The sequence below is a fragment of the Luteimonas lutimaris genome, from assembly GCF_039537065.1.
In the GTDB taxonomy this organism is placed as follows: domain Bacteria; phylum Pseudomonadota; class Gammaproteobacteria; order Xanthomonadales; family Xanthomonadaceae; genus Luteimonas; species Luteimonas lutimaris.
The window spans coordinates 23274-44586 of record NZ_BAAAZU010000006.1 but is presented as its reverse complement, the minus strand read 5'-3'; the positions used below and the strand labels follow the sequence as shown (position 1 = coordinate 44586).

At 68.0% G+C, this 21313-nt stretch carries 21 protein-coding genes; 6 read left to right on the top strand and 15 right to left on the bottom strand.

Going from position 1 to position 21313, the window contains the following annotated elements; genetic code table 11:
* Positions 1 to 16: 16 nt before the first annotated feature.
* From ABD679_RS06665 to ABD679_RS06625, 9 genes are all read right to left on the bottom strand, one after another.
* Positions 17 to 364, bottom strand: coding sequence for an N-6 DNA methylase (locus ABD679_RS06665; protein WP_344759188.1), 348 nt, complete (start codon positions 362 to 364; stop codon positions 17 to 19).
* Positions 355 to 1662: an HsdM family class I SAM-dependent methyltransferase gene (locus tag ABD679_RS06660; RefSeq protein ID WP_344759187.1), complete on the bottom strand. Its 1308-nt coding sequence runs from the start codon at positions 1660 to 1662 to the stop codon at positions 355 to 357. The genes ABD679_RS06665 and ABD679_RS06660 overlap by 10 nt, the downstream gene beginning before the upstream one ends.
* Positions 1663 to 1666: 4 nt before the next feature.
* On the bottom strand, positions 1667 to 1966 hold the full coding sequence (locus tag ABD679_RS06655; RefSeq protein ID WP_344759186.1) for a type II toxin-antitoxin system RelE/ParE family toxin: 300 nt from the start codon (positions 1964 to 1966) through the stop codon (positions 1667 to 1669).
* Positions 1963 to 2232 carry a YlcI/YnfO family protein gene (locus tag ABD679_RS06650; RefSeq protein WP_344759185.1) on the bottom strand — a complete coding sequence of 90 codons (270 nt, stop codon included), beginning with the start codon at positions 2230 to 2232 and terminating at the stop codon, positions 1963 to 1965. The genes ABD679_RS06655 and ABD679_RS06650 overlap by 4 nt, the downstream gene beginning before the upstream one ends.
* Before the next feature lie 79 nt (positions 2233 to 2311).
* On the bottom strand, positions 2312 to 5371 hold the full coding sequence (locus ABD679_RS06645) for a type I restriction endonuclease subunit R (protein WP_344759184.1): 3060 nt from the start codon (positions 5369 to 5371) through the stop codon (positions 2312 to 2314).
* A gap of 411 nt (positions 5372 to 5782) precedes the next feature.
* Positions 5783 to 6073, bottom strand: a complete 291-nt coding sequence (locus tag ABD679_RS06640; RefSeq protein WP_344759183.1) for a type II toxin-antitoxin system RelE family toxin — start codon at positions 6071 to 6073, stop codon at positions 5783 to 5785.
* Positions 6063 to 6308: a type II toxin-antitoxin system prevent-host-death family antitoxin gene (locus ABD679_RS06635; RefSeq protein ID WP_344759182.1), complete on the bottom strand. Its 246-nt coding sequence runs from the start codon at positions 6306 to 6308 to the stop codon at positions 6063 to 6065. Before ABD679_RS06635 ends, ABD679_RS06640 begins: the two co-directional genes overlap by 11 nt.
* A 64-nt stretch (positions 6309 to 6372) precedes the next feature.
* A complete protein-coding gene (gene hutU / locus ABD679_RS06630) occupies positions 6373 to 8037 on the bottom strand; it encodes a urocanate hydratase (protein WP_344759181.1) in 1665 nt (554 codons plus the stop codon).
* A gap of 149 nt (positions 8038 to 8186) precedes the next feature.
* Positions 8187 to 8516: a hypothetical protein gene (locus ABD679_RS06625; protein ID WP_344759180.1), complete on the bottom strand. Its 330-nt coding sequence runs from the start codon at positions 8514 to 8516 to the stop codon at positions 8187 to 8189.
* A gap of 155 nt (positions 8517 to 8671) precedes the next feature.
* Between ABD679_RS06625 and ABD679_RS06620 the strand changes: the two genes are divergently transcribed.
* From ABD679_RS06620 to ABD679_RS06610, 3 genes are all read left to right on the top strand, one after another.
* Complete coding sequence (locus tag ABD679_RS06620; protein WP_344759179.1) at positions 8672 to 9934, top strand: alkaline phosphatase family protein; 1263 nt, start codon at positions 8672 to 8674, stop codon at positions 9932 to 9934.
* Positions 9935 to 10080: 146 nt separating this feature from the next.
* On the top strand, positions 10081 to 11694 hold the full coding sequence (locus ABD679_RS06615; RefSeq protein ID WP_344759178.1) for a DNA-3-methyladenine glycosylase 2 family protein: 1614 nt from the start codon (positions 10081 to 10083) through the stop codon (positions 11692 to 11694).
* Positions 11691 to 12194 carry a methylated-DNA--[protein]-cysteine S-methyltransferase gene (locus tag ABD679_RS06610; protein ID WP_344759177.1) on the top strand — a complete coding sequence of 168 codons (504 nt, stop codon included), beginning with the start codon at positions 11691 to 11693 and terminating at the stop codon, positions 12192 to 12194. The genes ABD679_RS06615 and ABD679_RS06610 overlap by 4 nt, the downstream gene beginning before the upstream one ends.
* A gap of 96 nt (positions 12195 to 12290) precedes the next feature.
* Here the strand turns inward: ABD679_RS06610 and ABD679_RS06605 are convergent, their stop codons facing one another.
* Positions 12291 to 13538 (bottom strand): formimidoylglutamate deiminase, encoded by a 1248-nt coding sequence (locus tag ABD679_RS06605; protein WP_344759176.1) that lies wholly within the window; start codon positions 13536 to 13538, stop codon positions 12291 to 12293.
* A gap of 47 nt (positions 13539 to 13585) precedes the next feature.
* Between ABD679_RS06605 and hutI the strand changes: the two genes are divergently transcribed.
* Positions 13586 to 14830: an imidazolonepropionase gene (gene hutI, locus ABD679_RS06600; protein WP_344759175.1), complete on the top strand. Its 1245-nt coding sequence runs from the start codon at positions 13586 to 13588 to the stop codon at positions 14828 to 14830.
* A gap of 58 nt (positions 14831 to 14888) precedes the next feature.
* Positions 14889 to 16085 (top strand): dipeptidase, encoded by a 1197-nt coding sequence (locus ABD679_RS06595; protein ID WP_344759174.1) that lies wholly within the window; start codon positions 14889 to 14891, stop codon positions 16083 to 16085.
* A 45-nt stretch (positions 16086 to 16130) separates the two neighbouring features.
* On the opposite strand, the gene ABD679_RS06590 is transcribed toward ABD679_RS06595, so the two are convergent.
* From ABD679_RS06590 to ABD679_RS06575, 4 genes are all read right to left on the bottom strand, one after another.
* Positions 16131 to 16478, bottom strand: coding sequence for a low molecular weight protein tyrosine phosphatase family protein (locus ABD679_RS06590; protein WP_344759173.1), 348 nt, complete (start codon positions 16476 to 16478; stop codon positions 16131 to 16133).
* Complete coding sequence (locus ABD679_RS06585; RefSeq protein WP_344759172.1) at positions 16475 to 17218, bottom strand: hypothetical protein; 744 nt, start codon at positions 17216 to 17218, stop codon at positions 16475 to 16477. Before ABD679_RS06585 ends, ABD679_RS06590 begins: the two co-directional genes overlap by 4 nt.
* 217 nt (positions 17219 to 17435) lie before the next feature.
* A complete protein-coding gene (locus tag ABD679_RS06580) occupies positions 17436 to 17624 on the bottom strand; it encodes a 30S ribosomal protein THX (protein ID WP_344759171.1) in 189 nt (62 codons plus the stop codon).
* Between the two features lie 210 nt (positions 17625 to 17834).
* On the bottom strand, positions 17835 to 18233 hold the full coding sequence (locus ABD679_RS06575) for a MerC domain-containing protein (RefSeq protein WP_344759170.1): 399 nt from the start codon (positions 18231 to 18233) through the stop codon (positions 17835 to 17837).
* Positions 18234 to 18327: 94 nt separating this feature from the next.
* On the opposite strand from ABD679_RS06575, the gene ABD679_RS06570 reads away from it, so the two are divergent.
* Complete coding sequence (locus tag ABD679_RS06570) at positions 18328 to 20577, top strand: TonB-dependent receptor (protein ID WP_344759169.1); 2250 nt, start codon at positions 18328 to 18330, stop codon at positions 20575 to 20577.
* Positions 20578 to 20707: 130 nt separating this feature from the next.
* Here the strand turns inward: ABD679_RS06570 and ABD679_RS06565 are convergent, their stop codons facing one another.
* A complete protein-coding gene (locus ABD679_RS06565; protein ID WP_344759168.1) occupies positions 20708 to 21205 on the bottom strand; it encodes a transcriptional repressor in 498 nt (165 codons plus the stop codon).
* Positions 21206 to 21313 lie beyond the last annotated feature (108 nt).

The window sequence follows — 21313 nt, the reverse complement described above, 5'->3', positions numbered from 1 at the left end:
GGCGGCTTGCGGCTTCCTAGCCATGCTGCAAGCCTCCAAGCGACTTCACGATGTCCTTCTCCAGCGTCCTCGACTCCGCAAACATCGCCTCCAGCCGCGACTGGAAGCCTTCGACCTTCTCCGCGAACTGCTCAGGCGTCAGGTCGCTGTACTCGATCCGCACGTCGAAATACTGTCCGGCACTCAGCGAGTAGTTCTTCGCCGCGATGGCGTCGTAATCCACCACCACCGAGAAATCCTCCACCGCTTCGCGCGCGTTGAAGGTCTCCACGATGCGCTGCTCTTCCTCGCCGCTGAGCAGGGTCTTCTGGTTCTTGCCTTCCTTCACTTTCCGCCCCAGCGCGGAGGCGTCGATCAGCACCACGTCGTCGCGGCTGGCCTTGTCGATGAACAGGATGGAGACGTTGGTGCGGTGGTGGCGAAGATGTTGGACGGCATCGACACCACGCCAGCGATCATCTTCTCGTCCACCAGTTTCTGGCGGATACGCAGCTCGATGCCGCTGGCGGCGGTAATGAAGCCGGTGGGCACCACCACGGCGGCCTTTCCGCCGCGCTTGAGGCTGGCCATGATGTGCTGGATGAACAAGAGGTAGATCGCCATCTTGTCTTTCGCCTTGGCCGGCACTTTGGGAATACCGGCGAAGAAGCGGCTGGCGTTGGCGTCGGAATCCAGCGCGTCGCGGAAGTCGCTGAAATCCATCTTGAACGGCGGATTGGAGACGATGTAGTCGAACTGGCGCAGTTTGCTCGGCGAGCGCGGATCGCGATGCACCGGGTGCGCGATGGTGTTGCCCTGGGTGATGTTGGGAATGGAGTGCACCAGCTTGTTCAGCACCAGGTTCAGGCGTAGCAGGCTGGAGGACTTCTGCGAGATGTCCTGCGACCAGATGCTGCAGTGCTTCTCGCCGATGGCGTGGGCCAAGGCCATCAGCAGCGTGCCCGAGCCGCTGGCCGGGTCGTAGCAGGCGGCATTCCGGATCTTACCGCGCTGGTCGGCCGGCACCAGGATGTCGGCCATGATGGTGGCTACCGCGTGCGGGGTGTAGTACTCGGCGTACTTGCCGCCGTTGTCCTTGTTGTAGTCCTTGATCAGGTACTCGAACAGGGCGGCGTAGAAGTCGTACTTCTGCGCGAACAGGCGCTCGAAGCTGAAGGCGGCCAGCTTGTTGAACAGCGCGCGCACGAAGCCGTCGCGCTTGTCGGCGCTGCCGGTGACGTATTCGCTGAGGCGGTCGAACAGCGGCACTTTTTCGCCGTCGTCGGTCTTGATGGCGAAGATGTCGCTGTTGGCGGCGGCAATGGCAATCAGGGTGTCGTCCCAGAGCCTGGCGAAACCCGGTTCGGCCTGGCGGTTGAACAGGCTGGGGATGAGCTGTTCCGCGGTGAGGATGGGCGTTTCGGCCGGCAGCGCGTCCTCCAGGTCGCGGCGCTTGCCCTTGGGCAGCTTCTGCCAGGCGGCGATCCAGTCGTCGGCCTGCGCCAGCTTCGGGTCCAGCCGCTTGATCTCGTGCGCGAACTTGTCGCACAGCAACTTGTACAGGAAGGTCTGGACGATGATCTTGTATTCGTTGCCGTCGTTGCCCAGGCCATTGCTGGCGCACACGGCCTTGAGGCCGTCGATCAGGTCGCGGGTCTGTTGCTGGTAGCTGGGTGGGTTCATGGGCTCAGTGGTAGTCGTCTTCGCGCTGGTGGCGCACGGCGAGGATGGTGATGGTGTGCTCGTCTTCAATTTCGAACAGGGCGACGTAACCGGCGCCACCAAAGGGAATGACCAGTTCGCGCAGAAACGGGTTGGCGTCGTTGACCTTGCGAAAGGCGAACGGCATTTCGGACAGGAACCCGTAGCCGCGCTCGATCGCCGCGCGGGCACGCAGGGCCGCGGGATAGTCCACGGGTGCAAGAAAGTCCAGCAGGCGCTCCAGATCGTCCTGTGCCGCCTTGGTGATTCGGACGTGGAAGCTCACCGGGTGCCGGGCTTGCGCCGGGCCAAGATGGCGTCCAGCCCTGCCAACGACTCGTCCACCGTGAAATACGCGCCTGTGCGCTTGGCTTCGTCGCGCGCGGCCAAGCCCCGGGCAATGAACTCGGCCTGCATGCGACGGCGGTTCACTTCATCGCGCAGCGATTGCTCCATCAGGCTGGACAGGCTCTCGCCCTCGCGCAATGCGGCCTCGGCCGCCTGACGCAACTCGGGGTCGACGCGCAGCGACGGCAGGTTGGCGGTTTTCATGGTGCGACTCCTCATGCGTTGCATTTGCGATGCAAACTGTAGCATGGGGTGCGCGTGCCCGCCAAGCGGGCGATCGGCATCACTCGAACGGCAGGCGCCCTTGGGATTCGGCCAGGTATTCGTTGACCAGCAGCCGCTGGATCAGGCGACGGGTGTCGGCGTCGGGTTCGGGCGGACTGCCCTGGAAGTTGCGCATCACGATCGGCATGACGCTGCGCTCGAAATAGGCCGGGTTGCCCAGCAGCTCGCGGTTGCCGAGCACGGTATCGTCCAGCGCGTGCTTGATGCCGCTGAGTGCGGCGTGCAGGCGGGTCTGGCTGTCGCCCAAGCGGCGCGATTCGAGCAGGCGCTTGTGCACGCGCATCAGCTTGGCGTCGCCGCCGTAGCGGGCGGCCAGGTTGGCGTTGGCATTGTCGAGGGCCCGCGCACGCTGCTCGATGTCGCCCAGCGCGGCGATATTGGCCTGCATCTCCTGTTGGCTGACTTCGCTCAGCTTCCGGGCCTTGAACAGGCGTTCGAGTTCCGTCTTCAGCGCGACCCACTTCGGGTCCTGCGGGTCGTGCGTGCCGGCCAGGGTTTCGCGGGTGCGGCGCAGGATGTCCTTCAGCTCGTCGGCCAGCTTCAGTTCGGCTTCGCCGATCTTCTCGAACTTGAAGATCACGTCCTCCAGTGCCTGGTTGAGCAGGCCGGAGGTGTCGTGGGCGTTTTCGAGCTGCTGCTTGAGGTTGAGCGCGGCCAGCGCGTTGCGTGCCTCGGTGTGCAGGTCGCGCAGCCGGGCAAAGTCGAGCAGCCCGGACAGCTCCCGGTAGCCGCCGAGGCGGATCAGGTTGTGCAGCTCGCGCGCTGTGGCAAGTGCCTTGACGATGGCGCGCAGGATCTCGATGTCGTCGATCCTGCCTACCTGCTGCGAGAACAGCTCGCGGTCGTCCAGCGAGTAGTCGAACAGCGCCTCGCGGATGGCCTCGATGTCGGCGCGGATCTCGGCTTCGGTCTTGAAGATGCTGCTGTAGTGCTGCATCTCGTCGCCGAGTTCGGCGGTCAATTCGGCGTAGTAGTCGGCGTTGGCCTGGTCGAACTCGCGCTGGATGCCGGCGAAATCGACGACGTAGCCGTAGCGGAACTTGCCGTAGCGACGATTGACCCGGGTCAGCGCCTGCAGCAGGTTGTGGTCGCGGATGACGCGACCAAAGTAGAGCTTCTTCAGCCGTGGCGCGTCAAACCCGGTAAGCAGCATGTTGTAGACGAACAGCAGGTCGATATTGTCCTTGCGGCCTGCGTCGTATCGCTTGAAGCGCTTGACCAGCTCCTTGCGGGCGGTGACATCGCCTTCGTCATGCAGGATCAGGGCCGCGTTCATGGGCTTGTTGTAGTCCGGGCGATCCTGGGCAACGCGGCGCTGCAGGTATTCGTCGTCGTTGCCAGCCTCGGCAGCCACAGCCGGGGACGACGCTTCCACCCGCTGCCGGAGCTGGCGATGCAACTCACGCGCCTGCTCGGCACTGTCGCAGATCACCATGCCGCCGATACTGTCGTCGCCGTGCATGACCCGCGCCTGCCGGAAATCTTCCAGAATGTAGTCCAGCATGGCGGAGGCGAAGCGCGGGTGCGCGTACAGCGCCTTGCGGTCGATGCCGCCCTGCTGCACCTCGATGTCGGCCAGCGCCTGCTGCAGCTGCATCCGGTAGCGGGTGGCGATCTCCTCGCGGATCAAACGCAGGGTGTAGCCGTCTGCAATGGAGGCGTTGTAGTAGTACTTGTGGATGTAGTCGCCGAACAGTGCCCTGGATTGCAGCTGCTCCCCGATCAGCGGGGTGCCGGTCAGGCCGATCTTGATGGCGTCACGGTCGGACTGTTCCAGGTTGGCGAGGAAGCTGCCGTTCGGGTTGTAGCTGCGATGCACCTCGTCGAGAAAGTACACCCGCTGGACATTGAGGGCGTAGTCGCGCGCCGCCGCGACGTCGTCGTCGTTCGCGAAGCGCTGGATGTTGACCACGGTGATTTCCGGGTCGCCGCGATCGTTGTCGATCGCCACTGTCTTACGCATGTCGCGCGAGAACTCGTCGCGGCTGGCGATGACCCGGACCGCCAGGCCGCGCGCCTTGAACTCGGCGACCGCCTGATCCAGCAGATCGATCCGGTCGACGATGAAATAGAACCGCGCCACCTGCCCGCGCTGCTGGAACCAGTCGGTGAGGTGGCGCACGTTGTAGTACGCCAGCGCGGTTTTGCCGCTTCCTTGCGTATGCCAGATGATGCCCTTGCACTCGCCCGCTTGCAGGTGGTCGGCTATGGCCCGGGTGGCGAACAGTTGCGGGTAGCGCATGACGTGCTTTTCGACGCCTTGCTCCGTGTCCAGCCAGGCGAAGGCATAGCGCAGCAGGAAGGCGAACCGCTGCCGGGTGAACAGCGACGTCAGCAGGCGATGGGTTGGCGTGTCGATCGCCTGGTTGCGCTGGAACTCGGGCGTGCCCTTGATCGCGACAAGGTTGGTGTCGGCGAGGACCAGGTCTTCAATGGCTTCATCAGGTGCGGCAACGCCGGCCAGTTCGCTGGCACGCTCCTCGCGGAAATAGTTGAAGTGCGCGTCGCCATAGGTGGAAGCGGCATAGAACGCACCCTGCACTGGCTCGAATTGGCCGTCGTCGTACTCCATGTTGTTGGAAAAGACCATCAACTGGGTCAGGTTGAAGAAGTGCCAGAACCGGCGATTGGCGTGGCGACGGTCCATGCGCCGGCGTTCTTCCAGCACGCCGCCGGGGTTCATCCGCTTCTTGACCTCGACGAACGCCAGCGGCATGCCGTTGATCAACAACGTGATGTCTGGCCGGAATTCATCCTCGCCATTGACGAACGGCAATTCGGTGACGACGTGCCAGCTGTTGTTCTCGAGGTCATCGAAATCGAACAGGCGGATGCCGCTGCGCACGGTCAGGCGCTGGTGGAAGGCACGGCCGATGTCGTCGCCAGCGAGCTTGAGATGGATTTCGTCGAGCAGTGCCGGCACATCTTCGCGGCGCAACCCGGGATTGAGGCGCAGGACTGCGGATTCGAACAACTCCGGGAAGATGTTGTCGCGCGGGTCCCAACGGGCGTTCTTGAGGGACAGGTACTGATAGCCGAGCCGCGTCAGATGCAGCACAGCCGGAATCTTGACCCGGGAATCCTCGTTGAACGCCGCCACTCGCCCCTTCCGTCAACACGCCCCCAGTGCGGAGCATGCCAGATGCTGGCGACATCGGCATGCGCCTGCTGTCAGCCCCCCAGAAGTCCCTGCGGCGCTTGCTCATTATCCTCAAAAGGAAGCCTGGTCGGGATTGATGCGCTTCATGGCGGTTGTCCCATCTCGCCCGGATGCGGACGGCGGGATTCCAGCCCGCAGCATGGGTAGAGCCGAAGGCGGCATTCAACAGCGAAGCTGGTCAACCCATCACCCACCCGCCGCACCGGATGCAAACCAATCACGGGCTTGCACGGCGATGGGTTTCGCTACGCTCTACCCATCCTACGGGCTTAAGCCGCATGCAGCGCCGCGCGCACCGTCTTGGCGGATTCACTTGCGCGTGCGCTTCTCCGCGGCACGATAAACCAGCCCCTTGTCGCGCTTTCCGACGGCCACAACGGTGACGACGACCACCTTGTCGTCGACCTGATAGACGAGCCGGTAGCCGACAGTGCGCAGCTTGATCTTGTAGCAGTTCGGCAGGCCATGCAGGCGTGCCGCGGGGACATGCGGATTGTCTAGGCGCTCTCGCAGCTTGCCTTTCAGCTGATCGCGAATGCCGGGCGGGAGCTTGCGCCATTCCTTCAGCGCGGATTCCACGAACTCCAGGCTATAGCGCATCAAGCTCGACCTTGATCCGGCGTTCGTTGGCGCGCGAACGCACGAGTTCGGCCAGTTCGAGGTCTTCCAGCCGATCCAGCAGACGCTTGTAGGTGGCGGCCGGCACCAGATAGGCGCTTGGCTTGTTGTGCACCAGGACGGCCACCGATTCGCCGTCGGCCGCCTCGATCACTGCGCTCGGATTGCGCTTGAGTTCGGTGATGCTGATGCTTGCGTCGGCGAGGATGGCTTCCATATTTCGTCTCCAAATTCAGGGCCAAATATGGCACAGAAAGGGGCCGCCATCAAGCGGCGGCCGGTCAAGCCATTGGCAGCTTGAGCCCCTGCTCCTTCGCACAAGCCTTCGCAATCTCGTATCCCGCATCCGCATGCCGCATCACGCCGGTACCCGGGTCGTTCCACAGCACCCGGGCGATGCGCTTGTCGGCCGCTTCCGTGCCGTCACAGACGATGACGATGCCGCTGTGCTGCGAGTAGCCCATTCCCACGCCGCCGCCGTGATGCAGTGACACCCAGGTGGCGCCGCCGGCGACGTTGAGCATGGCGTTGAGCAGCGGCCAGTCGCTGACGGCGTCGCTGCCGTCCATCATCGCTTCGGTTTCGCGGTTGGGTGAGGCGACGGAGCCACTATCGAGGTGGTCGCGGCCGATGACGACGGGGGCTTTCAGCTCGCCGTTGCGGACCATCTCGTTGAACGCGAGGCCGAGCTTGTGGCGCTGGCCGAGGCCGACCCAGCAGATGCGCGCGGGCAGGCCCTGGAACTCGATGCGCTCGCGCGCCATGTCGAGCCAGTTGTGCAGGTGCTTGTCGTCGGGGATCAGTTCCTTGACCTTGGCGTCGGTCTTGTAGATGTCCTCGGGGTCGCCGGACAGCGCGACCCAGCGGAATGGGCCGATGCCCTTGCAGAACAGCGGGCGCACGTAGGCGGGGACGAAGCCGGGGAAGTCGAAGGCGTCCTTGCAGCCTTCGTCGAATGCCATCTGGCGGATGTTGTTGCCGTAGTCGAAGGTCGGAATGCCCTGCTTCTCGAACGCGAGCATCGCCTCGACGTGCACGCGCATGGATTGCTTCGCTGCGTCGCGGACTTTCTCGGGATGCTGCTTCTGCTCGGTGAGCCACTGCTCGACGGTCCAGCCGATCGGCAGGTAGCCGTGCACGGGGTCGTGGGCGCTGGTCTGGTCGGTGACAGCGTCGGGGCGCACGCCGCGTTCGACCAGCTGCGGCAGGAGTTCGGCGGCGTTGCCGAGCAGGGCGATGGATTTGGCTTCGCCGGCCTTGGTGTATTTGTCGATGCGGGCGAGCGCGTCGTCCAGGTCGCTGGCCTGTTCGTCGACGTAGCGGGTACGCAGGCGCATGTCGATGCGCGACTGCTGGCATTCGATGTTGAGGCTGCAGGCGCCGGCGAGGCTCGCGGCCAGCGGCTGGGCGCCGCCCATGCCGCCCAGGCCCGCGGTGAGGATCCATCGCCCCTTGAGGTTGCCGTCGTAATGCTGGCGGCCCATCTCGACGAAGGTCTCGTAGGTGCCCTGCACGATGCCCTGGCTGCCGATGTAGATCCAGCTGCCGGCGGTCATCTGGCCGTACATCATCAGGCCCTTCTGATCGAGCTCGTTGAAGTGCTCCCACGTGGCCCAGTGCGGGACGAGGTTGGAGTTGGCGATCAGCACGCGCGGTGCGTCGGCGTGGGTGGGGAAGATGCCGACCGGCTTGCCGGACTGCACCAGCAGGGTTTCGTCGTCGCCGAGTGCCTTCAACGACTTGAGGATCGCGTCATAGCACTCCCAGTCGCGCGCGGCGCGGCCGATGCCGCCGTAGACCACCAGTTCCGCGGGGTTTTCCGCCACTTCCGCGTCCAGGTTGTTCTGGATCATGCGGAACGGCGCTTCGGTCAGCCAGGACCTGCAGCTGAGCGTGCTGCCTCGGGGCGCGGAAATCTTGCGGGACGGATCGTTGCGGTTGGACATGGCGCGGCCTGCATTGCGGGAACCGGCCGATTATCGCACCGCGGCCGGGCATTGCCGGGTGCACCGCCCTCTCCCGCCGCGCCGGAGAGCGGCCCATGCGAAGACGCCCGGCGGTGCCGGGCGTCGGTGTCGCGGATTGGCAATAATGCTCAGTGGATCGCCGGATCCAGCATCCGCAGCGCCTCCGCGGTGTTGGTGGCACCGGTGCGTTCGATGTCGTCGCGATCGTAGGCGCGGCCGAAGGCGTTCACGCACTTGCCGGACTTGCCGGCCCGATCGGCCTTGCGGTTCGCCTGGGCGGTGATGAGCGAGCCGGTCTGGCGCAGGCAGTTGCGATCACCGGCCGCGGCGTCGCTGGCTTCGGTGCCGATGGCGGCGGCGCCGGGCTGGAGGGTTTCATCGACCGGCTGCGACTGCGACTGCGCAAACGCCAGCGATGCGAATCCCGCGGCGAGGAGAAAGACGGAAAGACGTTTCATGGCATACCTCCGTGGGGGAGAGGGCCGGGCCCTGGTGACCCTGCCGATGACCATACGCCCGCTGCCCCGAACGCAGGCTGTGCAGGGCGTGGAACCGCTCCAGGCGCACCCGGCCTGCTGTACCGGCTGTCATCGACCGCGCTTATGATGGGCCGATGCGCAATCAAGTCCGTCGCCGGGTCGCCGGCTTCCCGCCCCTCCTCTTCCTGCTGCTCCTGCTTGCCGGCTGCGCCTCGACGCCGCCGCCGGATACCGCAAATGCGCCCGATCCGGTGCTGCTGGTCTCCATCGACGGTTTCCGCGCGGACTACCTCGACCTCGGCATCACTCCCAACCTGGCGCGCATCGCGTCCGCGGGCGTGCGGGCGCAGGGGATGATCCCCTCCTATCCGTCGCTCACCTTCCCCAACCACTACAGCATCGTCACCGGCCTGCGCCCGGACCACCACGGCATCGTCCACAACCAGATGCACGATGCAGAGCTGGGCGATTTTTCACTGTCCGACCGCGACGCCGTGGGCGATGGACGCTGGTGGGGCGGCGAGCCGATCTGGATCACGGCGCAAAAGGCCGGACTGCGCAGCGCCACCATGTACTGGCCCGGCAGCGAGGCGGCCATCAGCGGCGTGCGGCCCTCGCAGTGGCGGCCGTTCGACAAGGACGTGGGCGCCAATGCGCGCGTGGACCAGGTGCTGGCGTGGCTGGACCAGCCCGCGGCCACGCGCCCGGCACTGGTCACGCTGTACTTCGACATGGTCGACTCCGCCGCGCACGGCAACGGCCCCGATTCCGCGCAGGCACATGCGGCCGTGCGCGAAGTGGATGCCGCGATCGGCCACCTGCTCGACGGCCTCGCCGCGCGCGGCCTGCTCGACCGCATGAACCTGGTGGTCGTGTCCGACCACGGCATGGCGACGGTGGCGCCCGGCAACGTCGTCGCGCTCGAGGACATGGTTGCGAGGGACGAGGCAAAGATCGTCTCGGGCGGACAGGTGGTGGGCATCGCGCCCGAACCGGGGCACGAGCCGGCCGTCGCGGACAAGCTGCTTGGCGCGCACGAACATTACGACTGCTGGCGCAAGGAAGAACTGCCGGCGCGCTGGCACTACGGCACCAATGCGCGCATCCCGCCGATCGTGTGCCAGATGCACGAAGGATGGGACGCGCGATCGCGCGAGTTCATGGCCCGGCACGCGGACGAGCATCCGCGCGGTTCGCACGGCTACGACCCGGCGCTGGCGTCGATGCATGCGCTCTTCATTGCGCGCGGCCCCGCGTTCCGCAGCGGCGCGCAGGTGCCGGCCTTCGACAACGTCGACGTGTACCCGCTGCTGGCGCGACTGCTCCACGTCGCGCCGGCGCCGAACGACGGCGACATCACGCCGCTGCTGCCGGCCTTGCGCGACGCGGGGCACTGAACCGACGCCGCCAGCGGCCGCGTCCCCGCCCCGGCTTCCCCCTCCCGAACACGGCCGGGCACGCCGCCGTGCCCTCCCGGATTGCTCCGGACGTTGATGTCCGGATCCGGCGAGTTCGCCCGTCGCCGCGGTGCTAGCCTGCCGACATGTCACCGCATGACGCCACCGCACTGCCCCCACCCAGGGTCTGCGAACAGGCCCGCCTGAGTCGTGATCCACGCTTCGACGGGCTGTTCTTCACCGCCGTCACCAGCACCCGCATCTACTGCCGGCCGGTCTGCCCGGCACCGACCCCGAAGCCGGCCAACGTCACCTATTTCCGCAATGCCGCCGCGGCCGAGACCGCGGGCTTCCGGCCGTGCCTGCGCTGTCGCCCGGAACTGTCCCCCGCCGATGGCACCTGGCGACGCGGGGACGCGGCGGTGGCGCGCGCGTTGAAGCTGATCGAGCAGGGCGCGCTGGCCGGACAGCCGCTGTCGGCGCTGGCCGAACGCGTCAACCTGGGCGAACGGCAGCTGCGGCGGCTGTTCGTCGAGCGCCTGGGTGCTTCGCCGACCGGGGTGCATTGCACCCGGCGCCTGCTGTTCGCCAAGCAACTCCTGACCGAAACCACCCTGCCGGTCACGGACGTCGCGCTCGCCGCGGGCTTCGGCAGCCTGCGCAGGTTCAACGCGGCGTTCAAGGAGGCCTACCGGATGGCGCCGCGCGAACTGCGCCGGCGTCCGGCGGCCGCGCGCGGCGCGCAGTCGGGCGACCACCTCGTACTGCGGCTGGGCTATCGCCCGCCGTACGACTTCGAATCGATGCTCGCGTTCCTGCGCGGACGCGCACTGCCGGGAGTCGAACACGTCGACGGGCACGGCTACGCGCGCGTGGTCGCCGGCGATCCGGCCCACCCCACGCCCGGCTGGCTGCGCGTGAGCCGCTGGCCCGGGGGCGAGCATGCATTGAAACTGGAACTGCACGCAGCGCTGGCGCCGCGGCTGCTGGATATCTCCGGCCGGTTGCGACGGATGTTCGACCTCGATGCCGATCCGCGCGCGATCGCCGCGGCGCTGTCCACCGACCCGGTCCTGAAACCCCTGCTGCGCAAGCGCCCGGGGCTGCGGCTGCCCAGCGGCTGGGACGGCTTCGAGATCGCGGTGCGGGCGATCCTCGGCCAACAGGTGAGTGTCGCCGCGGCGCGCACGTTTGCCTCGCGCATCGCCGAGCGCTTCGGCGCGCCGCTGCCGGACGCGCATGCCATGCACGGGCTTTCGCACCTGTTCCCGACGCCCGAGGCGCTGGCGAACGCGGACCTGGCCGACATCGGCATCACCCGCACGCGCGCGGAGACGGTACGCACGATTGCGGGCGCCCTGCTCGACGGTCGCGTCGACTTCCGCGTCGAACGCACGCTCGACGATTTTGTCGCCCGCTGGACTGCCCTGCCCGGCATTGGCCCGTGGACCGCGCACTACATCGCACTGCGCGCACTCGGCCATCCGGACGCCTTCCCCGCCGACGACCTGGTGCTGCAGAAGGCGGTGCCGACCGATGGCACGCGCATGACCGCCAGGGCGCTGACCGCGCGCGCGGAGGCATGGCGGCCGTGGCGCGGCTACGCGACCCTGCAACTGTGGCGCGAAGCGATGGCCGCACCGGCCGCGCGCGCTTCCCGCGCGAACGCGCCGGGGCGTGGCGAACCGCCGGCGACAGGATCCGGGCGTCCAGCGGCACGCGCGCGCAGGAAACGCGACGACGCAAAGGTGGCCCGATGACCCTGCTGTCCACCCATGTCCCCAGCCCGGTGGGCCCGCTGCTGCTGGTCGCCAGCGAAACGCATCTGCGCGCGATCTGGTTCAGCACGCCGCGGCATCCGTTGCCGCGCGACATCGCGTTGAACGAGGGCGAGAACGACGTCATCCGCGAGACGCGCTCGCAGCTCGACGAATACTTCGGCGGTTCGCGACGCACGTTCGACCTGCCGCTGCGACCGGTCGGCACGGCGTTCCAGTGCGAAGTCTGGTCGATGCTCGAGAAGATCCCGTACGGCGAGACCTGGAGCTACGGCGACGTGGCCCGCCGCCTCGGCAGGCCGCAGGCGGTGCGCGCGGTGGGCGCGGCGAACGGCCGCAACCCGATCCCGATCGTCGTGCCCTGCCACCGGGTGATCGGCGCCGATGGTTCGCTGACCGGTTTCGGCGGCGGCCTGCCGACCAAGCAGTTCCTGCTGGCGCTGGAGGGCGCGCTGCCGGCCGGCGGCGACCTGTTCGCCTAGCCGGCAGCTGGTCCCCGCGAACCCTGTAGGAGCGGCTTCAGCCGCGAGCTTTTGTTCTGGCATTGCAAAGAAAAGAGCTCGCGGCTGAAGCCGCTCCTACAAGAGCTGGTTGATCGCTTTTGCGTAGCGCAGGGCGATCGCGTCGCGGTCGCGATGGTGGCCGTCGATGACCACGCGGTCGCCGCCGACCACCACCTCGCGTACGAGGTTGCGGTTGCCGCTGAACAGCCAGCGGTCGGCGACGTCGTCGTCGGTGGCACCGGCGAGGATGGGCGCGGCGGCATCGAGCAGGACGTGGTCGTCGACATCGTCGAAGCCGGTCGCCTGCGCGCGGCTCGCGGCCACGCCCTGCAGCAGCGTCGTGCCCACGCTCGGCGAATCCGCGCGCACGGCGATGTTGCGGTGGTGGGTCGCCAGGCGCTGGCCGTACTCCAGCCAGCGCAGTTCCTCGACCGGCGACACCGAGATGTGCGAATCCGAACCGATGCCCCAGCCACCGCCGGCAGCGAGGTAGTCGCGTAGCGGGAACAGGCCGTCGCCGAGGTTGGCCTCGGTGGTCGGGCAGATCGCCACGGTGGCGCCGCTGGCGGCGATGCCGGCGGTTTCCTTCGGGACCAGGTGGGTCGCGTGCACCAGCGTCCAGCGCGCGTCGACGGCGGCATTGTCCAGCAGCCACTCCACCGGCCGCGCACCGCGGACCGCGAGACACTCGTCCACCTCGGCGACCTGCTCGGCGATGTGCACGTGCAGGCGCGCGTCGCGCGGCAGCGCGTCCACCACCGCGTGCATCGCGTCGGCGGGCACCGCGCGCAGACTGTGCAGGGCGCAGCCGACGCGCAGCGCGTCGTCCTGCATCGCATGCAGCGAGTCGAACAGGCGCAGGTAGCCGTCGACGTCATGGCCGAAGCGCTTCTGCCGCTCGCCCAGCGGGCGGCCGTCGAAGCCGCCGGCCATGTACAGCACCGGCAGCAGGGTGAGCCGGATGCCGGTGTCGCGCGCCGCGGCGATGAGCGCCTTCGACATCGCCGCGGGATCCTCGTACGGACGACCGTCCGGCGCGTGGTGCAGGTAATGGAACTCGCATACGCCGGTGTAGCCGGCTTCCAGCATCTCGGCGTAGAGCTGCAGCGCCACGGCGTGCAGCGTGTCCGGATCGAAGCGCGCGGCCATCGCGTACATGGTCTCGCGCCAGGTCCAGAACGAGTCCTCCGGATGACTCTGGCGCTCGGCCATGCCGGCCATGGCGCGCTGGAAGGCATGCGAGTGCAGGTTGGCGATGCCGGGCGTGCGCCAGCCCTCGGGCGTGCGCTGGACGGAATGGGCAGGGGTCGACATGGCGGCCATTCTCTCCCGCCGGCGCGCCGGGCGCGACCGTGGCTACAATCGGGCGGATGAACGCCCCTGTGCACGCGGCCGCCAGCGGCCTGCTTACCAATGCGACGCTGGTCACGCTCGACGGCGACGCCGGCTACGGGCTGGTCGAGGACGGCGCGCTGGCCTGGCGCGATGGCGTCATCCGCTTCGCCGGCCCGCGCGCCGGGTTGCCGGCCGAACTGTCCGGCGACGCGGTCGATGCCGGCGGCGACTGCATCACCCCGGGACTGGTTGACTGCCACACCCACCTGGTGTTCGCCGGCGACCGCGCCGGTGAGTTCGAGCAGCGCCTGCAGGGCGCCGGTTACGAGCAGATCGCCCGCGCCGGCGGCGGCATCGTCTCCACCGTGCGCCACGTCCGCGACGCGAGCGAGGACGCACTGCTGGCGCAGTCCCTGCCGCGCGCCCGCGCCCTGCTCGCCGACGGCGCGACCACGCTGGAAATCAAGTCCGGCTATGGCCTGGACTTCGACGGCGAGCGCAAGATGCTGCGCGTCGCGCGCCGCATCGGCGATGAACTCGGCATCGGCGTGCGCACCACGTTTCTCGGCGCGCACGCGCTGCCGCCGGAGTTCGCCGGCAACGCCGACGGCTACATCGACGCGGTGGTCGACTGGCTGCCGCGGCTGCACGCCGAGGGGCTGGTGGACGCGGTGGATGCGTTCTGCGAGCGCATCGGCTTCGACCTGGCGCAGACGCGGCGCGTGTTCGAAACCGCGCGCGCGCTGGGGCTGCCGGTAAAGCTGCATGCCGACCAGCTCAGCGACGGCCAGGGGGCGGCACTGGTGGCGGAGTTCGGAGGCCTGTCCGCGGACCACGTCGAGCACACCTCCGTCGACGGCGTCGCGGCGATGGCCGCGGCGGGCACGGTGGCAGTGCTGCTGCCGGGCGCCTTCCACGTGCTGCGCGAGACGCAGTTGCCGCCACTGGCCGAGTTCCGCGCGCGCAACGTGCCGATGGCGGTGGCCACCGACTGCAATCCCGGCACCTCGCCGCTGCTGTCGCTGCGCCAGGCGATGCAGCTGGCCTGCACCCACTTCCGCCTCACGCCCGAGGAAGCCCTGCGCGGCGCGACGGTCAACGGCGCGCGCGCGCTCGGCCTCGACGACCGCGGCGCGCTGCGGGCCGGCATGCGCGCCGATTTCGTGCGCTGGCGCGTGCGCCAGCCGGCGGAGCTGTGCTACTGGCTCGGCGGCAGGCTGGGCGAAGCGGTGTACGCTGGCGGCCGTCGAATCGTCCAAGCCCGACCCGATTCCGTGTAGGAGCGACTTCAGCCGCTCCTACAAGAACCCTGCAGTTCAACCCACGCCGGAGGCCACCATGCACCGCACCCTGCCCGTCCTGCTGCTCGCCCTTGTTCCCGCGCTCGCATCCGCGCAGGCCACCGACGCCGCGCGCGCGCTGGCGCAGGACGCGGTGATCGTCGACACCCACATCGACGCCCCCGGCATGCTGATGGACGGCTGGAAGGACCTGGGCGAAGAAGCCGAAGGCCGCGAGTTCGATTACCCGAAGGCGCACGCCGGCGGCCTGGACGTGGCGTTCATGTCGATCTACACCTCGCCGCGGCAGGACGACGAAGGCAACGCATGGCAGGCGGCGAACGAGATGATCGACGCGGTCGAGGCGCTGGCGCAGCGCCACCCGGACAAGTTTGCGCTGCTGCGCTCGCCAGGCGACGTCGACACGCTGCGCAAGGGCGACCGCGTGCTGCTGCCGCTGGGCATGGAGAACGGCGCGCCGCTCGTCGACGACCTGGCCAACGTGCAGTTCTTCTTCGACCGCGGCGTGCGCTACATCACCCTCGCCCACAGCGCGCCCAATCGCATCGCCGACTCGTCCTACGCGGTCGAGCGCAAGTGGCACGGCCTCAGCCCGTTCGGCCGCAAGGTGGTGGCCGAGATGAACCGGCTCGGCATCATGGTCGACGTCTCGCACATCTCCGACGAGTCCGCGGCCGAGGCGATCAAGCTGAGCACGGTGCCGGTGATCGCCAGCCATTCGGCGTTCCGCCACTTCACGCCGGACTTCGAGCGCAACATCAGCGACGAGCTGGCGAAGGCGATCGCCGACAAGGGCGGCGTGGTGCAGGTGCCGTTCGGCACGGCATTCGTCAACCCGGAGTCGGCGGCCGACACCCAGGCGCACTTCCGCGCGATCAACGACTTCAACAAGCGCAATGCGGAGCTGAAGGCGGCCGGCGAGCCGCTGCAGGACCGCGCCGCATTCGAAAAGGACTGGGAGGAGTCGCATCCGGCGCGGCAGACGCCGATCGAGGCGGTGCTCGACCAGATCGACTACGGCGTGAAGCTGATCGGCATCGACCACATCGGCATCGGTTCCGACTTCGACGGCGTCGACGGCGAGCTGCCCGACGGCCTGCGCACGACCGCCGATTTCCCGAACCTGGTCGCCGGCCTGCAGGCGCGCGGCTACAAGGACGAGGACATCGCCAAGATCCTCGGCGGCAACCTGCTGCGCACGTGGGCGGCGATCGAGGCCGGCGCGGCGCACTGAGCGCCGCCGCCGGGCTGGTAAGCCGCGGCCCGTGCCCCGGGTGACTCACCCGGACGGCAGGTGGGCCGCCATCCGGCGCCTCAGCAGGTCCACCAGCGCCGGTTCCATGTAGGCGTAGCGGTCCGGCACGTCGAGACATATCACGCGCTTGCCGTCCAGGTGCGCGCGGAAGCGGCGCGACAGCCGGCCGCGGTGCGCACGTTCCATCACGAATACCGTGTCCGCCCAGACCAGCAGCTCCGGGGTGAGCGGCACCTCCGCGTCGTGGTCGAGGCCGGCCGATGCGGTTTCCACGCCCGGCCAGTCGGCAAACACCTGCTCGGCGGTCGGACTGCGCAGGCGATTGCGGCTGCAGACGAACAGCAGACGGCGCGCACGCGGCGGCGGATTCATTGCTGCTGGAGGTCCCCGGGACCGAGCGTGCGCTGCACCTTGCCGTCGGCATCGAGAAACTCGATCCTTGCCTCCCCGTCGGCCTCGACCCGCAGCCGCAGGCGCGTCCGGTTGTCCACGTCCTTCAGGTCGAGGACGGCTGCCCGGGTCTCGTCCTTGCCGACGAACAGGCGCGGACCACCCTGGTAGTTCTTCGTCTGCCCGGCGACGACTTCCTTCCAGCGCCGCTCGCGCTCTTGCGCGGGTAGCGAACTGATCCGGGCATATTCGGACATGATGCCGACCAGCGATTCCTCCGGACGGTCAAGGATTTTCATGCCGGCCCGGTGCTTTCCGTCGCCATCCGCCTGTTCGAGCACCAGCGTCTGGTCCTGTTCGTACTGGTCGAAGCTCATGTGGACCGAGCCGCGACCCTTGCCATCCGGGCCCTTTGCGCCCCGGAACGTCAGGCCGCCAGTTTCCGAACCTTCGTCGTTGTAGAACATCAATCCGGCGCCGCGCTCGCCCTGGTGCGGATGCGGGTACTCCTTGCCGTGGAAGATGCCGCCGGGCATGCGTCCGTTGTTGGAGACCACCAACCGCAGCGTGCCGTCGGCTTCGCGCACGTTGATGCGCTGCACGTCGATGGTGTCGAACTTCGCGCTGCGCGTGGATGTCGCGCCGGTCAGCACGACCGCGGCAAACGCAAGGGTGAGCACGCCCGAATAGGCGACGAGGAACTTCTGCGCGGTACTGGCCATGGGTCTTCCCCCGGATCGGCATTCGTTCACTGCCGACGTTAACCCCATCGCGTGCCGGCCTGCAGCACCATTGGTCATGATTTTCGCGCTGTCCGGGCGGGCCAATCGGTTGCGCGAATCCCGGGGCAGGCCCGCAGGGCCGCCGCGCCGCGCATGAAAAAGCCCCGCATCTGCGGGGCTTTTCGTACACGTCTGCAGTGCGGCTGCAATGCGGGCGTTATTCCTTGACGACGGTCTTCTTGGCGACCTTCTTCGCCGGCGCCTTGGCGACGGTCTTGGTCGCGGCCTTCTTCGCCACCGGGGCGGCAGCGGTGCCGGCCGACTTGGTGGTTGCCTTGCTGCGGGCATTGCCGTAGCTGGCGTTGTAGCGCTTGCCCTTGGCGGTCTTGCGGTCGCCCTTGCCCATGTCCTGCTCCTGGAATCGTGTCTTGAAAAATAACGGATCGCGACGCGCGCGAGGGCGGCGATTCTACCATGCGCCGGGACTCCAACCTGCCCGACGCACCCCAGCCCCCTGAGTCAGGGGGCGCCCCCAAAGGGGCGGGGTATGGAGGCACGAAGGGGGACCAAAATACGCGGAGCGGATTCTGGCATTGACCCAATGCTGCGCATTGGGTCAATGCGCGCAGCTCGCGTCGTGCACGTGGCGCAGGTTCAGCAGGTGGGCAAGGCCGATCAGCGTCCCGCCGAGGGTCATCACCGCCGCGTGCAGCGCCAGTGATCCGTGGTGCCAGGGCGTGTAGAGCAGCCCCGTCCAGAGCAGCGCCAGCCCGGCCAGCAGCACGCCCAGCGCGCGGATGTGGCGGTGGCGGCGGTAGCCGTAGACCAGGCTGAAAATGCCGATGAAGCTGGCGAACAGCACGAACGCCATCTCGAACCGGTCCCCCAGCCACGCCGATACGCCAAGCGTGGGAATGGCGGCCAGCAGCAGGGGCAGCAGTGCGCAGTGCACGGCGCAGACGAGCGACCCGGTGGCACCGAAGCGGTCGATCAGGGTGTGGAGGCGGGGGCTCATGCGGGGGGCATCGTGACTTGCGGCAGGGGTCCTGTCCAGAAACGTTATGTTATAACATTTTCAAACACCGTGTCGATAAAGGATCACGCCTCACATGCCTGTCTCCTCCCCTCGTCTTCCCGTCCCCGCCGTACTCTCCGTGGCGCTCGCCGTCGCTCTCTCCCCCGTCGCGTTCGCCGCCCCTCCCCCGGCGGGCACGCCGGCGGCGACGGAGGGCGCCCCGGAGGACGGCACCAGTACGACTGACCCGCACATCAAGGACCTGGGTTCGGTGGTGGTCACCGCCACCCCGCTTGCCGACGATGCGGAAAACCTGATCCGCCCCGTCGAAGTACTGGCCGGCGCACGACTGGACGAGGCCAAGGCCAGTTCACTTGGCGAAACCGTCGGCAAGCTGCCTGGCGTGCAGTCGTCCTATTTTGGTCCCGGCGTCGGCCGCCCGATCGTGCGCGGCTTCGACGGTGCGCGCGTGCAGGTGCTCAGCGACGGCCTCGGCTCGGGCGACGTATCAACCGTCAGCGTCGACCATGCGGTGAGCATCGAACCCTTCCTCGCCGACCAGATCGAGGTGCTCAAGGGCCCCTCCACCCTGCTCTACGGCAGTGGCGCCATCGGCGGCGCCGTCAACGTGGTCGATGGCCGCGTGCCACAGGCCGCGACCGACCAGCCGCTCCAGGGCCGCGCCGAACTGCGCTTCGACAGCGTCAACGACGGCAAGACCGGCATGGCCCGGCTGGACGGCACCTCCGCGTCCGGCAACATGGTGTTCCACTTCGACGCCCTGCACCGCGAGACCGGGGACTACGACATCCCCGGCTACGCCGAGAGCGCAGCGCACATGGCCGAGGAAGGCGAAGAGCCGGATCCGCCCACCCGCGGCACTCAGGCCAACAGCGCGGTGCGCACGGACAGCGGCGCGCTGGGCATGTCGTGGGTGGGTGATCGCGGCTTCCTCGGCGCCAGCGTGAGCCTGTTCAACACCCGCTATGGCGTTCCCGGGCACGAACACGAGCACGGCGAGGACGAACACGACCACGACCACGGCCACGCCCATGATCACGACGATGACCACGCCGACGAAGAAGGCGAAGGCGGCGTGCGCATCGTGATGGACCAGCGCCGCAGCGAAGTCCGTGGCGGCCTCGACGACCTCGGCCCCTTCGCCTCGCTGCGGGTCAAGCTGGCACGCACCCAGTACACGCACACCGAGTACGAAGGCCAGGAAGTCGGCACCGTATTCGACAACGACGGAAGCGAGGGCCGCGTGGAGCTGGTCCACAAACCCTGGGGCGGCTGGGACGGTGCCTTCGGCCTGCAGTGGGCGCAGCGCGAATTCCGCGCGGTTGGCGACGAGGCGTTCGTGCCGAAGTCCGATTCACGCGACGCCGGACTGTTCTGGATCGGCCGGCGGAAGTTCGACGCGCTGCAGCTGGAGCTGGGCGCCCGCCACGACCGCAACCGCATCGATGTGGACGAGCCTTCGGCGATCGGCGGTGATCGCGACTTCGGTACCAGCAGCCTGTCGGCGGCTCTGAAGTGGGATGCCACCGACGCCCTGCACTTCTCGTTCGGCCTCGATCGCGCGCAGCGTTCACCCACCGCCGAGGAGCTGTACTCCAACGGTCTGCACGTGGCGACGGGCAGCATCGAGCTGGGTGCCCCGCATCTGGACCCGGAAACCGCCAACCGCGCCGAGCTCGGGATGCACTGGCACGCCGGCCCGCTCAAGCTTGCTGCCTCGCTGTACCACGTGCGCTACGCCGACTTCATCTACCTGGCACAGACCGGCGTGCAGGAACACGACGGCCCTGTCCACGCCTGGACACAGGACGACGCCCGCTTCAACGGTGCCGAGGCCGAGGCCGACTGGAACTTCGCCGACAACGCAAGCGGGGACTGGTCGCTGCGCGTGTTCGGCGATGTGGTGCGCGCGAAGCTGGCCGGCAGCGGCACCCGTACGCTGGACTTTTCAGTTCCGCACGGCGATCACACGCACGACAACTCCGTCGAACTGTCGCGCGAAGGTAACCTGCCGCGGATCGCACCCTGGCGCGTGGGGGGCGAGCTGCGCTGGGAGCGCGGCCCGTTGCGCGCCTCGCTGGGCGCGGTCCGATACGCACGCCAGGACCGGGTAGCAGAACTCGAAAGCGAAACGCCCGGCTACACGCTGGTCGACGCGCACTTGGCCTGGCATACGGACACCGCCGGCGGCAACGCCTGGGAGGTCTTCCTGGACGGCAGTAACCTGCTCGACGAGGAGGCGCGAGTGCACACCTCCTTCCTCAAGGACGTGGCGCCGCTGCCGGGCCGCGGCGTAGGCTTCGGCGTGCGGGCGTTCTTCTGACAGTCGGCCCTGTGATGCAGCGGCGCCGGGCCTCGGCACCGCTGCGCCGCAGCGGCGTTGGCGCGCCTACGCAGCCTGGCGACGCCCGGTGTTCGATCCCGGATATATCTCGTCGCGCTGACCGCGCCGGTCAGTCCGCGCAGCGCGCGCAGAGGCCGTGCACTTCCAGCGTCTGCGCCTGCGGCTGGAAACCGAGCGACTTCGCCCGCTGTTCGAGCTGCGCGACGACGTCGAGGTCCTCGAGTTCGACCGCCGAATGGCAGCGGTCGCAGATCAGGAACGGCACCGAGTGCTGCGCCGTGCTCGGGTGGTGGCAGGCGACGAAGGCGTTGACCGATTCGAGCTTGTGGATGAAGCCGTTGGCGAGCAGGAAGTCGAGCGCGCGGTAGACCGTGGGCGGGGCGGCGGCGCCTGCTCCGGCGCCTTCGGCATCGTTGCCGACGCGGATCTGTTCGAGCAGGTCGTAGGCCTTGATCGGCTGGCCGGCCTCGGCGACCAGGCCGAGCACGCGGGCCCGGATCGGCGTCAGGCGCAGCCCGCGCTCGTGGCAGGCGCGCTCGACCGCGGCCACGAAGCCTTCGGCATCGTGGACATGGTGCTTGGGGTCGATGCAGGCGTGCTTGGGCATAGCCTGATGATGGTGGCGTTGGCGGCGGGACTCAAGCCAGCGGCAAAACCGCACCCGCAGGAGCGGCGGAAGCCGCGAGCGTTTGATCCTTTGCAGGCAAGACAAAAA

What these genes read in the sequence shown, in the direction of transcription:
- ABD679_RS06660 (WP_344759187.1), bottom strand. Translation starts at nt 1,662, where the DNA reads ATGAACCCACCCAGCTACCAGCAACAGACCCGCGACCTGATCGACGGC.
- ABD679_RS06650 (WP_344759185.1), bottom strand. Translation starts at nt 2,232, where the DNA reads ATGAAAACCGCCAACCTGCCGTCGCTGCGCGTCGACCCCGAGTTGCGT.
- ABD679_RS06640 (WP_344759183.1), bottom strand. Translation starts at nt 6,073, where the DNA reads ATGCGCTATAGCCTGGAGTTCGTGGAATCCGCGCTGAAGGAATGGCGC.
- ABD679_RS06635 (WP_344759182.1), bottom strand. Translation starts at nt 6,308, where the DNA reads ATGGAAGCCATCCTCGCCGACGCAAGCATCAGCATCACCGAACTCAAG.
- hutU (WP_344759181.1), bottom strand. Translation starts at nt 8,037, where the DNA reads ATGTCCAACCGCAACGATCCGTCCCGCAAGATTTCCGCGCCCCGAGGC.
- ABD679_RS06625 (WP_344759180.1), bottom strand. Translation starts at nt 8,516, where the DNA reads ATGAAACGTCTTTCCGTCTTTCTCCTCGCCGCGGGATTCGCATCGCTG.
- ABD679_RS06620 (WP_344759179.1), top strand. Translation starts at nt 8,672, where the DNA reads ATGCGCAATCAAGTCCGTCGCCGGGTCGCCGGCTTCCCGCCCCTCCTC.
- ABD679_RS06615 (WP_344759178.1), top strand. Translation starts at nt 10,081, where the DNA reads ATGTCACCGCATGACGCCACCGCACTGCCCCCACCCAGGGTCTGCGAA.
- ABD679_RS06610 (WP_344759177.1), top strand. Translation starts at nt 11,691, where the DNA reads ATGACCCTGCTGTCCACCCATGTCCCCAGCCCGGTGGGCCCGCTGCTG.
- ABD679_RS06605 (WP_344759176.1), bottom strand. Translation starts at nt 13,538, where the DNA reads ATGGCCGCCATGTCGACCCCTGCCCATTCCGTCCAGCGCACGCCCGAG.
- hutI (WP_344759175.1), top strand. Translation starts at nt 13,586, where the DNA reads ATGAACGCCCCTGTGCACGCGGCCGCCAGCGGCCTGCTTACCAATGCG.
- ABD679_RS06595 (WP_344759174.1), top strand. Translation starts at nt 14,889, where the DNA reads ATGCACCGCACCCTGCCCGTCCTGCTGCTCGCCCTTGTTCCCGCGCTC.
- ABD679_RS06590 (WP_344759173.1), bottom strand. Translation starts at nt 16,478, where the DNA reads ATGAATCCGCCGCCGCGTGCGCGCCGTCTGCTGTTCGTCTGCAGCCGC.
- ABD679_RS06585 (WP_344759172.1), bottom strand. Translation starts at nt 17,218, where the DNA reads ATGGCCAGTACCGCGCAGAAGTTCCTCGTCGCCTATTCGGGCGTGCTC.
- ABD679_RS06580 (WP_344759171.1), bottom strand. Translation starts at nt 17,624, where the DNA reads ATGGGCAAGGGCGACCGCAAGACCGCCAAGGGCAAGCGCTACAACGCC.
- ABD679_RS06575 (WP_344759170.1), bottom strand. Translation starts at nt 18,233, where the DNA reads ATGAGCCCCCGCCTCCACACCCTGATCGACCGCTTCGGTGCCACCGGG.
- ABD679_RS06570 (WP_344759169.1), top strand. Translation starts at nt 18,328, where the DNA reads ATGCCTGTCTCCTCCCCTCGTCTTCCCGTCCCCGCCGTACTCTCCGTG.
- ABD679_RS06565 (WP_344759168.1), bottom strand. Translation starts at nt 21,205, where the DNA reads ATGCCCAAGCACGCCTGCATCGACCCCAAGCACCATGTCCACGATGCC.